Origin of the sequence: uncultured Flavobacterium sp. (genome assembly GCF_963922255.1) — a bacterium.
In the GTDB taxonomy this organism is placed as follows: Bacteria; Bacteroidota; Bacteroidia; order Flavobacteriales; family Flavobacteriaceae; genus Flavobacterium.
The window spans coordinates 1-14,639 of sequence record NZ_CAWUIC010000003.1; the positions used below are offsets into that span (position 1 = coordinate 1).

General features: G+C 34.1%; 5 protein-coding genes and 1 pseudogene. 2 read left to right on the plus strand and 4 right to left on the minus strand.

Annotated features, from left to right (window positions below; translation table 11 throughout):
* Positions 1 to 3,105: pseudogene (locus AABJ49_RS03770) on the minus strand (hypothetical protein); the annotation flags it as partial.
* A 387-nt stretch (positions 3,106 to 3,492) separates the two neighbouring features.
* On the opposite strand from AABJ49_RS03770, the gene AABJ49_RS03775 reads away from it, so the two are divergent.
* Both AABJ49_RS03775 and AABJ49_RS03780 read left to right on the plus strand, forming a co-directional pair.
* Positions 3,493 to 5,082 carry a peptide chain release factor 3 gene (locus tag AABJ49_RS03775; RefSeq protein WP_338376188.1) on the plus strand — a complete coding sequence of 530 codons (1,590 nt, stop codon included), beginning with the start codon at positions 3,493 to 3,495 and terminating at the stop codon, positions 5,080 to 5,082.
* 68 nt (positions 5,083 to 5,150) lie between these two features.
* The gene (locus tag AABJ49_RS03780; protein WP_338376189.1) at positions 5,151 to 5,360 is read left to right on the plus strand and encodes a hypothetical protein; all 210 of its coding nucleotides are present in this window, start codon (positions 5,151 to 5,153) and stop codon (positions 5,358 to 5,360) included.
* Positions 5,361 to 5,496: 136 nt separating this feature from the next.
* Here AABJ49_RS03780 and AABJ49_RS03785 read toward each other — a convergent pair whose 3' ends face one another.
* From AABJ49_RS03785 to rpoC, 3 genes are all read right to left on the minus strand, one after another.
* Positions 5,497 to 9,642 (minus strand): hypothetical protein, encoded by a 4,146-nt coding sequence (locus AABJ49_RS03785; protein WP_338376190.1) that lies wholly within the window; start codon positions 9,640 to 9,642, stop codon positions 5,497 to 5,499.
* A 251-nt stretch (positions 9,643 to 9,893) separates the two neighbouring features.
* On the minus strand, positions 9,894 to 10,205 hold the full coding sequence (locus AABJ49_RS03790; RefSeq protein WP_338376191.1) for a DUF3467 domain-containing protein: 312 nt from the start codon (positions 10,203 to 10,205) through the stop codon (positions 9,894 to 9,896).
* Between the two features lie 97 nt (positions 10,206 to 10,302).
* Positions 10,303 to 14,613: a DNA-directed RNA polymerase subunit beta' gene (gene rpoC, locus AABJ49_RS03795; protein WP_338376192.1), complete on the minus strand. Its 4,311-nt coding sequence runs from the start codon at positions 14,611 to 14,613 to the stop codon at positions 10,303 to 10,305.
* Between the last annotated feature and the right edge of the window lie 26 nt (positions 14,614 to 14,639).

The window sequence follows — 14,639 nt, forward strand, 5'->3', positions numbered from 1 at the left end:
TGTTCCAACAACCGTATAAGTCATCGTAGCTGTTCCTGCTGAAACCCCTGTGATTACTCCTGTTGTGGCATTTATTGTAGCAATAGCTGTGTCTGATGATGACCATGTTCCTCCCGTTTGAGTCGAAGAGAATGTCGTGGTTAATCCAACACATACATTTTGTGTGCCTGATAAAGTTCCTGCTACTGGTGCTGCTGTAACTGTAATAGTACCTGTGGCACTTACTGTTCCACAACCTCCTGTTAAAGGAATACTATAATTAAATGTTCCACTGACTGTTGGTGTACCACTAATTGTAATTGTATTAGAACTGAAAGTTGCTGTAACTCCAGTTGGTAATCCTACTGCAGCTCCTATACCAGTAGCTCCTGTTGTTGTGTGTGTAATATTTGTTAACGTCGAACCAATACATAATGTTGGTGTTGAAGAACCAGCTGACACGGTATTATTTGGAGTGACGGTTACAGTAGATGAAAGTGACAAAGGAACACTACAGGTACCATTACTAACACTTGTTAGGTTTAAAGTAGTATTCGAGGTTACTGCAGACACAGTAACATTTACTGTCCCACCTGCTCCTATGGTCGCTGTTCCTGATGCAGCCCCCGTATAATTAACTGTGTTTCCAGGAGTTCCATTAATAGTAAAAATTGCATTTGATCCTGAACAAATCGGACTATTTGACGTCAGTGTTGGAGCATTGGGTGAAGCTGGCTGTGCATTAACTGTTCTTTCTGCTGAAGCAGTAGAAATACACGCTCCTAATACAGCTATAACAGTATAATTTCCAGCAGGTGCTGTAATGGTAGCTCCTGAAATAGTAACTCCCGTTGAAGGACTAACTGAATAGGTATAAGATGCATTGTAATTAGTAATAGTAAAGCTTCCCGTTGCCGTTGAGCAAGTAGGTTGTGTTACAGTACTTAATGTTGGTTGTGCAGGTGTAACTGGTTGCGCATTAACTGTTCTTGTAACTGATGCTGCAGACGTACATGAACCAAAAGTAGCTCTTACAGTATACGTGCCCGGAGGAGCAGTAATAGTATTGCCAGAAATAGTAACACCAGTAGATGGTGAGACTGTATATGTGAAAGCAGCATTATAATTTGTTATTGTAAAACTACCTGTCGAAGTCGTACATGTAGGCTGTGTTACTGTACTTAAAGTTGGAACAGAACCACAAGGAGTTGGAGTTACACTCGAAGTGTTATTATTAGCTTGAGGATCCGTTTGTCCACCATCAATTACTGCTGTATTTGTATAGTTTCCTGATGAGTTTACAGTAGCTGTAATAAATAAAGAAGTAGAAGCTCCATTATTCAAATTACCAACTGTCCAAACACCCGTACCACTATTATATTGACCAGAAGGAGTTGCAGACACAAAAGTATAACCAGAAGGCAACACATCCGTTACAGTAACTCCAGTAGCATTTGTAGGACCTCCATTTGAAGCAGTAATTGTAAATACTACATTACTTCCAACAGCTGGAGTAGAATTATTGACTGTTTTGACTACACTTAAATCAGTACAATTGGAAGAAACTGAAACAGTAGTTGTTGAAGTTGTAACTCCCCAACCATAAGTATTAATTGTTCTTACATTCCCATAATCATTACACTGTAAATTATCTGTATCATTACCTCCAACATTTGGTGCTGGAATAGTTTGTCCAAAGTTTCCATTACCACTCCATGCATGAGCAGGTGAAATTGTACCAACAGTAGTATTTGAAATTCCACCACCTGTAGTATTATTTGCTGCATTTGAAGTGTTACAAAACAATCCAACATTAAGCATTAAGAAATCATCCCAAAACATGGTTGCATTTGCAATGGCAACAGGAGCAACTATCTCAATTTTTAAACCGTTCTTATTTAATTCAGCATCATGAAGAGGTACATTAAACCTACCCTTCAAATAAGTAAGAGTTAAGTTAAAATTAATATTTGTGCCAATTGGATTTCCGTTTCCATCATTTCCATCCCAATTAACAGAATTATTACCAGCTGGTAGATCAAAAAATTCTAAAATTCTATCCGTTGTATTTGCTTGAAAACCTGGTGTACCGTTTAAATCAACTAAAATTTTAACATCCCCAGGTTCGGAAATATTAAAATGAATTTGATACGGATTACAACCTGTAATCGCTGGAGTTAAAAAAGTTGGGAGTCCAGGTATACTTCCTATTGGAAAAACAGCAGGATCAGGTACTTCAAGAAAAACTTTATACCCATCTATTAAACTTGGTGCTACTGCATCGTTTCGGGAACGTCTATCAATTAAATAAACTCCGGTATTAGAGACACCATAACTATTGACAGCTACATTAAAAGCAATTGGCTGAAAACCTGGTTGAAATGACAATTTAATTAAAACTTGATCATTTGTATAAGCAAGCAATGTTGGTTCAGCAGTTGCATTAGTAGCAATTGCAAAATTTGAAGCCGCTGCTGCAAAACTCCATTTTGTTGAATAAACCCTACCTGGCTTTTTAGTTTGAGTACCTGTTCTGTTAGCCACTGTTAAATCAAATAGCGCCCCAAACGCTCTTGAATTTGTTCCAGTATTATCTGGAGTAGCTCCACCATCATTACTTCTATAAAATTCTATCCAATGTTCTCCAACCGCATCTGGGTTAAAAACTAAAGGATTATATCCATTAGTAACACCTCCTATATTTGGTCCATTTATTGCTCTTGTGTAATTATCAATCGAACCTGCTGTGCCTAAAGTAGAGTTCCATATTCCAGAAGCAGCAATTGTTCCGTTGGGTCTAAAAATTCTATAATATAAATTATTTACTCTGGCTGGAGCATTATTGTTATCATACTCTCTAAAATCAAAACCAAAATATAGATTTTCTTGACCATGATTATTGATATGAAACTTAAGACGATTATCAACTGGTGCGTTATGATAGGGTCCAGAAGAAATATCTGGAGCAACTAATAATCCTGTAATATTTGTTGAGTTAGGAGAAACTGTAGGAGTTCCTTCCGCTAGTACTGTAGTAGAAATTAATAAAGTTATTATTACAAGTAATAACTTCACATAATTAATTCCATAAGTAAAAAACAAGTTTTGGGGCTCGTTGTTTTTCATAGATTTGGGATTTATGATGTTTCGCAAAACAGTATACGTAATTTTTATACTATTTAGATGTCTATTTTTATCAATTTTTATCAAAAAAAAGCAGTGTAGGCTACTACCTTAATTATTGTATATTTTAAATTTTACTAAAATACAGATTTACTGCATATTAATTATCGTACTTGCAAATATATAAAAATTGTTAACAAACTAACAGTGAATTGTTAAAAAACGATTTTTTACCGTTCAACGAGCCTTTTGTATCGACAAAATGCAATATAACTTAGTTAAAGTCAATATAATTAAGTTACTTTTATTACTACAAAGATTGATATAACTCTTACTTTTATGCATAAATGAACATAAAAATTAGTAAATTTGCTGCTTTTTAAACAATATATGATTTTGGAGAAAGAGATATTAAAAAGACGAACATTTGGCATCATTTCCCATCCTGATGCCGGAAAAACAACATTGACCGAAAAATTATTATTATTTGGAGGTGCTATTCAGGAAGCAGGTGCCGTAAAAAACAATAAAATAAAAAAAGGAGCTACTTCTGATTTTATGGAAATTGAGCGTCAAAGAGGAATATCTGTAGCAACTTCGGTTTTAGCTTTTATTTATAAAGATAAAAAAATTAATATATTAGACACACCAGGTCACAAAGACTTTGCAGAAGATACATTTAGAACTTTAACTGCGGTCGATAGTGTTATAGTTGTTATTGATGTTGCGAAAGGTGTTGAGGAGCAAACTGAAAAATTAGTTGAAGTTTGCAGAATGCGAAAAATCCCTATTATTGTTTTTATCAACAAACTTGATAGAGAAGGAAAAGACGCATTTGATTTATTAGACGAAGTAGAACAAAAATTAAAACTAACAGTAACGCCTTTAAGCTTTCCAATTGGAATGGGATATGACTTTAAAGGAATTTATAATATCTGGGAGAAAAACATCAATCTATTCTCAGGTGACAGCAGAAGAAATATTGAAGATACAATTGCTATTTCTGATTTAAGCAGTCCCGAATTAGACACCTTAATTGGTTCTAAACCTGCCGAAAAACTACGAGAAGAAATTGAACTTACCAGTGAAGTTTACCCTGAATTCAATAGAGAAGATTACCTAAAAGGAGATTTACAACCTGTATTTTTTGGATCAGCTTTAAACAATTTCGGAGTAAGAGAATTATTAGATTGCTTTATCGAAATTGCACCTTCTCCCCGACCAAAAGAATCAGATACCAGAATAGTTAACCCAAATGAAAAAAGCTTAAGCGGATTTGTGTTTAAAATTCATGCCAACATGGATCCAAAACATAGAGATAGATTAGCTTTTATTAAGATTGTTTCTGGAACTTTTGAAAGAAATAAGGCTTATCATCATATGAGACTAAAAAAGAACTTGAAATTCTCTAGTCCCAACGCTTTCTTTGCCGAAAAGAAAGAGATTGTTGATATCTCTTATGCCGGTGATATTGTTGGATTGCATGACACTGGAAACTTTAAAATTGGAGATACTTTAACTGAAGGTGAATTGATGAATTTTAAAGGAATTCCTAGCTTCTCTCCTGAACATTTTAGATACATAAACAATGCTGACCCATTAAAATCAAAACAACTGGAAAAAGGAATTGATCAATTAATGGATGAAGGTGTTGCCCAGTTATTTACCTTAGACATGAATGGTAGAAAAATAATTGGAACTGTTGGTGCCTTACAATATGAGGTTATTCAATACAGACTAGAACATGAATATGGTGCAAAATGTACCTATGAAAACTTCCCTGCTTATAAAGCTTGTTGGGTTAAACCAACAGACCCTAAAAACGAAGAATTTGCCGAATTCAAAAGAATAAAACAAAAATTCTTAGCCACTGATAAATATGGAAAAATGGTTTTCTTAGCTGATTCTGAGTTCTCTATACAAATGACAAAGCAGAAGTACCCAACGGTGCAACTATATTATACGTCAGAAATCGATTAACAATTATTTAAAATACTATTTTTTTTATTCTTAGTAATTTTTGCTTATATTAGCTTAAAATTACGATCATGAAACAAAAAATTACGAAAGGTTTTCTGTCAATATTTGCATTGATGGTAAGCATAGCAAGTACTGCTCAAATTACGGATCCTGCTGACCCACCTGGTGGTGATGATCCAGCAGCTGCTCCAATTAATAATTATTTAATTTTGTTAGCAATTGTAGGTATTTACTTTGCCTACAAAAGTTTAAGTAAAAACACAGTTAAAGCGAAATAAAGCAAACTACTAAATAGCAAAAGCATCCTTTTACAAAAGGATGCTTTTTTGTACCTAGTATAATTTTAAAAAAAAAGAAAACCCAATTAATTTGTCTATGAATTAATTGGGTTTTTCTTATATAATTACAATTCTATTATTTGATAACCTTTTTTGAAATTACTTCTTTAGTAATAGAAACAATCTTAAGGATTAACATTTCATTAGTTGCATTTATAGTATCCAATATTACAGCGTTAGCATTAATATTCGATTGAGTAAACAATAGTCTTCCTCTTACGTCAAATACTTTTACATTATCAATAATAGTATGACCTGCATTAATAGTAATTCCTGCCTCATCAGTATAAACTATTACTGAATCTTCAGTAAAAACAGCTAACTCACTCGATAAAGGTGTTGCATAAACAACTTCAAAACGTGCATCAAATTGACCAGCATCAGAAACAAATGTATAAGGTGAACCTTTAATATCATGCGTAATATTCAGTAAATTATCTTTTAAATAAATATCTTGAGAGGCAAACAGTCCGTCAAAGTTAGTCATTGAAATGGTATATGAACCAGCTGTTTGAGCAATTAACCCTAATGGTACAACATCTAATGCATTAAAAGGCAAACCTCTACCCTGAATGACGTATTTCTCGTTATTGATATTTGAGTATAAAACACTATTAGTTGGTCCAAATAATTTTGCATCAAAAGAATTATCTATAGCATTTGTAGCTCCTTGAACGTATCCAACTAAAGCAACATTATGATTACCTGTTGGGCTAGTTAAACCAAACCACATTCTATGCTTTTCAATGGTAGTAGACTGCTGAACAGTTCCACTTGTTTTAAAGAACTGCCCATTACTTGCTGACAAACGCATAGCATTATTCATTTCAGCTGAACCAGAAGCTGTTGCATTTACTAAGAACCCTTGACCAACTTGAATAATTCCATCTGGCACAACTTCCCCAACATTTGCGGGAGTACCTCCCACACTATTATAAGAAGCATAATTATTGGTGCCATACGTTGAACCAGTTGCTGGGTGTTTATGAGTCCAGAAATACAAAGTAGTAACTCCCAATCCATTATTGTTTGTATTACTAAGTAAATCAGCAGCACTAATAGGAGAAGAATAAGGATTTCCTAACAAATTAAACCCTGCAAGCACCGGAGCTGTAACAGTTCCGTTATTTGGTACCCCTACAAATTCTCCTGGATAAGCCGCTGGAGTTGTAGATGACCAAGTATTAGGTGTACGAATTAAAATCCCTTTTCCAGCAGAAAAATCAGTTGTACTTGGCACAATTGATACATAAGCATTTGAGGCAGCATCATAATCATAGAAACGATTTGGCAAAGTGGCAGGTGAAAACGCTAATGCATTTTGACCACTAACTGGAGAAGACCAAGCCGTATAATCTAAACGAAGAGCATCTGCACTGTTTCGTCTAACAGTAATTTGTCCAACATTTGTGGCATTGTTGATTTGTCTCAAAATACCATCGCTTTCAACAATTACATTTGCAGCTGCCATATTGTTTACCAACTCCTCTTGAATTTCAATAGTTGTATTAGAATTCACAGTCAAAGAACCTGAATTAACAGTAACCGATTTAGCATTAAAAGCTCCATTGGCTGAAGTGGAATAAACGCCTTCAATGATTGCATCCATACTAGAATCAGGACCAACTGTATTTGTCCAAGAGGTACCGTTCCAAGTTACTGAACTATAACCAGTAGTTACATCAATTACATTACTATTTCCTGATGTAGTTTGACCAACAGCTCTAACTCTATAATAGTAAGTAGTTCCTTGAGTTAAACCTGTTACATTAAATGAAGTAACATTACCAACATTTAAGTCTTCATATCCAAGAACAAAATTCGGAACAACAGTATTTGAATTTATTTGAAGATCATCAATATAAATTGTTGCTCCTGTTCGTTTAATTTGAACTAAAGTTGGAGAGTTTGTATTTATGTTAACAGATATTTGAACTTTTGATGTATTCAAACCTGTATAAGGAGAATTTGATGTTGGAATCCAATTCATTCCTCCGTCAATTGAATAATTAACTTGAATAGCTCCATTAGAAGTACTAGAAGTAACCCAAAAATTTATTGAAGAAATACCTTTATTAAATGATGGAGAAATTAATTGAGAACCCGTAGCACTTTGCAACTGAGCTGATTTACTCCCAGAATTAACACCTGTAGTTCCAGCTAAAACATTTTCCACCTGCCAATCTCCTGTAGATAATGATACGGTTGCAGTTTGATAACCACCCGATAATCCTGTTTCGAAACTTTCAACAACCGAAGTTATATTTGTATTTTCAAAATTAGGTGAATTACTAACATCTAAACGATAACTAGTAGCATCTGTAATAGCATCCCAATTTGCTGTAAATGAATTAGGAGTAATATCAGTAGCAGCAGTTGCATTTGGATTTCCTAAAACATTAACAGTTAATACACCACTGTTTCCAGTGCTCCATATACCTGTAGTTCCACCATAAACATAAGTTGAACTTCCTGTTTTTAGAAAACGCGAAGCATAATAATATGTTCCTGGAGCTAAATTAGATCCTATTGTAGCTTGATACTCATCATTATTGTTTGATTGAAGATTAAATGTGGCAGAAGTCCAAGTCCAAGTTGCATCTGGAGTTGAGTCTGTGCTTGAATATCCTATTTCTGCAGTAATTCCTGCTCCTTGACCAGCAGCTTCTGTAACTCCTGGTTCATACACTTGCGCATAAACAGTTACTATATTTCCTTCTGTAATTGTAGCTGTAGTTGGAAATTGAACATTGGCAAAATCAACAACATCTGCATTTATATTCAAAGTTACATTATCATTATTCCAAATTCCATTTGAACCTGCATAAACATAAGGACCAGTTCCTATTTGAAAACGAGCTGCGTAATAATAGGTACCAATTGGCAACCCAGTTAAAGTTGCTTGATATTCATCATCATTTCCATATTCAACATTAAATGTTGCAGGAACCCAAGTGAAAACCAGATTTGCAGGATCAACATCTGTTGAACTATAACCAATCCACGCAAACAAATTAGGTTGTTCTCCACTCAAGTCAGTCAAACCTGGTTCATATGCTCTTGCATAAACAGTTAGATTTGCACCTTCAAGAATAGATTGTGTTGTGTTTGGACTTTGAACAATTGCATAATCCACTAATTGTGCAGCTAAAGTCGTTCCATTAGCTGATGTTCCAAAACCAGTTTCAACATTTGAACCATTTCTAGCTTTTGCTTGAAAAGTATATGTTGTTGAAGTAGACAAACCTGCTACTGTTGTTGTTGCCCATGTAGCTGCTGTTTGCCAAACCGCAGATGCTCCTAAAGTCCCATTAGCTTGAACATATTGGCCTCCTATTTCTTGAATAGCATATTCTGTAATTGCTGGATTACTATTTTCTGTAGTAGCATTTAAAGTAACATCAAGAGTAGTTTGTAGAGGGTTACTCAACGTTAAAACACCTGGAGTGGCAGCCAAAGTATAAAATGTTATGTCTAAACCATTGGTTGGTGTACCACTAACTGTACCTACTGCTCTGTAATGGTATTGAGTATTTAAACTTAATGAATTAATTGATGCAGAAATATCAGTTGCAGTTATTCCTGTTACTGATGAAGGTGTAGCTGAAACTGTACTTCCGTATGAAGTGGTTGTACCGTATTCAAATGTTGCATCAGTATTTAATCCATTTGCATTGATTGAACCATTTAGAGTAGCGGATTCTGTACCAATTAAAGTAGATGCTGTAGAAATAACTGTAGGACCTGGTAGAGTATAAGTTACTTTTATGCCTGATAATCTTGCTTGGGTGTTTGTAGTATTTGCATTTCTAATTTTCAAACTAGTTGATACATTAAGACCACTTAATGAATATGTAGTCCCAGACAAAGACATAGCTGGATTACTTGCTGTTATACTAGCACTACCGATTGTATATCTTAAAGTTGGAGTATATGTTGAACTTATAGCATATATTTCAACAGAATTAATTATCACACCATTACTAGGTAATAAGGTAATTGAACATCCATTATATGGAGATGCACCACTATAATACAACCTTAATTCTGTACTAAAGAAAGGTGCATTTGATGATGTATTCTTTTCTGTTGTATAAGAAACATTTGAGTCAATTGTCCCTGAAGTACCAGCAAAAGTGTGCGTTATTTGTCCATTAGAGACACCAAAACAACCAAAAATTAACAGCAATATTAAAACTGTTTTAGGTAAAAGTAATTTCATATAAAAATATTTTATGTTTTCAACAAAAGGATAATTCACTGAAAATGAATACACTTTTGAGGATGCAATATTACAATTTAAAATGAGAAAACAAAATGTAAAAATGGTAAATTATAACTTTATTTGCTATAAATACTAAAAAAATAACATTGGTAATATTCTATTAACATTAAAATTATTGAATTTAAAATATACTTAACAAAAAACTCCTCATGCAAATTGAGGAGTTTTTTATAAAGTATTTTCGAGAATTATGCTTGTCCTGTTGGCCCAAAGTTCAATGGTATTTGTGGTGCATCACCTTCCTTAATTTCTCCGTGAACAGCTTCAAATCGATGAATGTTTTCGCCTAATGCTTTTAATAATCTTTTGGCATGTTGTGGTGTTAAGACAATTCTTGATTTTACCTTTGCTTTTGGAACTCCAGGCATCATTGTTACGAAATCTACTACAAATTCTGTATTCGAATGATTGATTATTGCCAAGTTTGAATAAATTCCTTCTGCGATTTTTTCATCTAATTCTATATTGATTTGATTTTGTTGTGGGTTATTGTCATTCATAATAGTATATATTTTAAATTATTTTAGTAAACAAAAAACCATGAGTTAATCAAATGATTCATACTCATGGTTTTTATAAATTATTTATAGCTATTTATTAATAGTTATACGCTTCTTTAGAAGCTACCATTTCATTGTATTCTTCATTAGAACCTACAATCATATCATCATAATCTCTCATACCTGTTCCTGCTGGAATTCTGTGTCCAACAATAACATTTTCTTTAAGACCTTCTAATGTATCAACTTTACCTGCAACTGCAGCTTCATTTAATACTTTAGTAGTCTCTTGGAAAGAGGCTGCAGAGATAAACGATTTAGTTTGTAACGAGGCTCTTGTAATACCTTGAAGTACTGGTGTAGCCGTTGCCGGAATTACATCTCTAGCTTCAACTAAGTTTTTATCATTACGTTTTAACATCGAATTTTCATCTCTTAATTGTCTAGCCGTAATAATTTGACCTGCTTTCAAGTTTTCAGAATCACCTGCATCTTCCACAAACTTCATTCCGTATAATTTATCATTTTCATAGATAAAATCACTGGTATGAACTAATTGATCTTCTAACATTAAGGTATCTCCTGGATCTTGAATTCTAACTTTACGCATCATTTGACGAATAACTACCTCAAAGTGCTTATCGTTAATTTTCACCCCTTGAAGACGGTATACTTCTTGAATTTCATTAACCAAATACTGTTGAACAGCTGCTGGTCCTTGAATTCTTAAAATATCTTCTGGAGTTATAGCTCCTTCAGAAAGAGAAGTTCCTGCCTTAACAAAGTCATTCTCTTGAACTAAGATTTGGTTAGAAAGTTTAACTAAATATTTCTTCACTTCACCAAATTTAGATTCAATAGCGATTTCTCTATTTCCTCTTTTGATTTTACCGAATGTAACTACACCGTCAATCTCAGAAACTACTGCCGGGTTTGAAGGATTACGAGCTTCTAACAACTCTGTAATTCTTGGTAAACCTCCTGTAATATCACTTGATTTAGAAGAACGACGAGGAATTTTTACAAGAATTTTTCCTGCTTTAATTTTCTCTCCGTTATCTACCATAAGGTGAGCTCCAACGGGTAAGTTATAAGAACGAACTAACTCTCCATCTTTACCATAAATTAATAAAGTTGGGATTAATTTTTTACTTCTTGAATCAGCAATTACTTTTTCTTGGAAACCAGTTTGCTCATCAACTTCAACCATGAACGAGTGTCCTTGCTCGATGTCTTCGTATTCAACTTTTCCAGTAAATTCTGAAATAATAACTCCATTATAGGGATCCCATTTACAAATCACAGCTCCTTTATCCACAACTTCTCCATCTTTAACATAGATAGTTGATCCGTAAGGAATGTTGTGTGTATTTAATAAGATTCCTGTTTTTGGTTCAATTAATTTAAGTTCTGTAGAACGAGAAATTACAATATCAATTGCATTTCCTTCTGCATCTTCCCCTTTAACAGTTTTTAAGTCATCAATTTCTAAACGACCTGCAAACTTAGTTGTGATACTTGATTCTTCAGAAAGACCTCCAGCAACTCCACCAACGTGGAACGTACGAAGTGTTAACTGTGTACCAGGCTCTCCAATTGATTGAGCAGCTACAACACCAACAGCCTCACCTTTTTGAGTCATGTTACCAGTTGCTAAGTTTCTTCCGTAACATTTAGCACAGATTCCTTTTTTAGCTTCACATGTTAATGGTGAACGAACTTCAACTTTTTCAATCGGTGATTCTTCAATTTTCTTCACATGAGAAGCAACAATTTCTTCACCTGCATGAACAATAACGTCAGTAGTTAAAGGATCAATCACATCTTGTAAGGCAACACGACCTAAAATTCTATCCCCTAAAGTTTCAACTATTTCTTCATTTTTCTTTAAGGCAGAAACTTCAATTCCTCTTAATGTTCCACAATCTACAGAATTCACAATAACATCCTGAGATACGTCATGTAATCTACGAGTCAAGTAACCTGCATCGGCAGTTTTAAGAGCGGTATCCGCAAGACCTTTACGAGCACCGTGAGTAGAAATAAAGTACTCAAGGATAGAAAGTCCTTCCTTAAAGTTAGAAAGAATCGGGTTTTCAATAATTTCACCACCACCAGCTGTAGATTTTTTAGGCTTAGCCATCAAACCACGCATACCAGTTAACTGACGAATTTGTTCTTTAGAACCCCTTGCTCCAGAATCAAGCATCATGTACACCGAGTTGAAACCTTGTTGGTCTTCTCTAATGTTTTTCATTGCCAATTCTGTTAATTGAGCATTTGCTGAAGTCCAGATATCAATAACTTGGTTGTAACGTTCGTTATTGGTAATAAGACCCATGTTATAGTTAGCAGAAATTCCATCAACTTGAACACGAGCATCTGCAATTAATTTTTCTTTTTGTTCTGGAATTCTAATATCTCCAAGTGAGAAAGATAAACCTCCTCTAAATGCAAACTTATATCCCATATTTTTGATATTATCCAAGAAGGCAGCAGTTGTAGGAACATCTGTAGCATTAAGAATTTTACCAATAATATCTCTCAACGATTTTTTTGTTAAAACCTCATTGATATAACCAGCTGCTTCTGGTACTACTTCATTAAATAATACTCTACCAGCAGTAGTTTGAATAATTTTATAAACTAATTCTCCTTCTTCATTGAAGTCTTTTGCTCTAATTTTAACTCTTGCATTCAACTCTAATTTTTCTTCGTTTAATGCAATGTTTACTTCTTCTGCAGAATAGAAAGTCAATCCTTCTCCTTTGATTTTTACCTCTGGAGTTGATAAACGCTCTTTTGTCATGTAATACAAACCAAGTACCATGTCTTGAGAAGGTACCGTAATAGGTGCACCATTCGCAGGATTCAAGATATTGTGAGAAGCCAACATTAATAATTGACATTCTAAAATAGCTTCTGGTCCAAGTGGTAAGTGAACAGCCATCTGGTCACCATCAAAATCGGCATTGAAAGCAGTACACACTAATGGGTGTAATTGAATTGCTTTTCCTTCAATTAATTTTGGTTGGAAGGCTTGAATACCTAGTCTGTGTAATGTAGGAGCACGATTCAGCATAACTGGGTGTCCTTTAATCACATTTTCTAAGATATCCCAAACAACTGGTTCTTTTTTATCTATAATTTTCTTTGCAGATTTTACTGTTTTTACAATTCCTCTTTCTATCAATTTACGGATAACAAATGGTTTGTATAATTCAGCTGCCATATCTTTTGGCAATCCACATTCGAATAATTTTAATTCTGGTCCAACAACAATTACCGAACGAGCAGAATAATCCACACGTTTTCCAAGTAAGTTTTGACGGAAACGACCTTGTTTACCTTTTAATGAATCAGATAAAGATTTTAAGGGTCTGTTTGATTCTGTTTTAACTGCAGAAGCTTTACGCGTGTTATCAAATAATGAATCTACTGATTCTTGTAACATACGCTTTTCGTTTCTTAAGATAACTTCTGGAGCTTTAATTTCCATAAGTCTTTTTAAACGATTGTTACGGATGATTACTCTTCTGTATAAATCATTTAAATCTGAAGTAGCAAAACGACCACCATCAAGAGGCACAAGAGGACGTAATTCTGGTGGAATAACCGGAATGGCTTTTAAAATCATCCATTCTGGGTGATTTTCTCTATTGTTATTTGATTCTCTAAATGCTTCAACGATTACAAGACGCTTTAATGCTTCTGTTTTACGTTGCTTAGACGTTTCAGTATTAGCAGCATGTCTTAATTCATAAGACAAAGTTTCTAAGTCAATACGTGCTAATAAGTCCATAATACATTCAGCACCCATTTTAGCGATGAATTTATTAGGATCACTATCATCAAGATATTGATTTTCCATTGGAAGTGTATCTAAAATATTTAAGTACTCTTCTTCTGTTAAGAAATCTAATCTTTTTAATTCATCACCATCAGGACCTTTAGCAATACCTGCTTGAATAACTACATATCTTTCGTAGTAGATAATCATATCTAATTTCTTAGATGGTAAACCTAAAATATATCCTATTTTATTTGGTAACGAACGGAAATACCAGATATGAGCAATTGGCACAACAAGATTGATGTGTCCTACTCTATCTCTACGTACTTTCTTTTCGGTAACTTCTACACCACAACGGTCACATACGATACCTTTGTAGCGAATTCTTTTATACTTTCCACAAGCACACTCATAATCTTTAACTGGACCGAAAATACGCTCACAGAAAAGACCATCTCTTTCTGGTTTGTGTGTACGATAGTTGATGGTTTCTGGTTTTAAAACCTCACCTCTTGATTCTGCCAAAATTGATTCTGGAGAAGCAAGTCCTATCGAGATTTTATTAAATCTCTTGATTGGATTATTTTTGTTGTCTCTATTTCTATTGTTCATCATAGTCGTAACATTTAAAAAGTGTTCAG

Coding starts and splice junctions, on each gene's coding strand:
- AABJ49_RS03775 (WP_338376188.1), top strand. CDS start 3,493: ATGATTTTGGAGAAAGAGATATTAAAAAGACGAACATTTGGCATCATT.
- AABJ49_RS03780 (WP_338376189.1), top strand. CDS start 5,151: ATGAAACAAAAAATTACGAAAGGTTTTCTGTCAATATTTGCATTGATG.
- AABJ49_RS03785 (WP_338376190.1), bottom strand. CDS start 9,642: ATGAAATTACTTTTACCTAAAACAGTTTTAATATTGCTGTTAATTTTT.
- AABJ49_RS03790 (WP_338376191.1), bottom strand. CDS start 10,205: ATGAATGACAATAACCCACAACAAAATCAAATCAATATAGAATTAGAT.
- rpoC (WP_338376192.1), bottom strand. CDS start 14,613: ATGATGAACAATAGAAATAGAGACAACAAAAATAATCCAATCAAGAGA.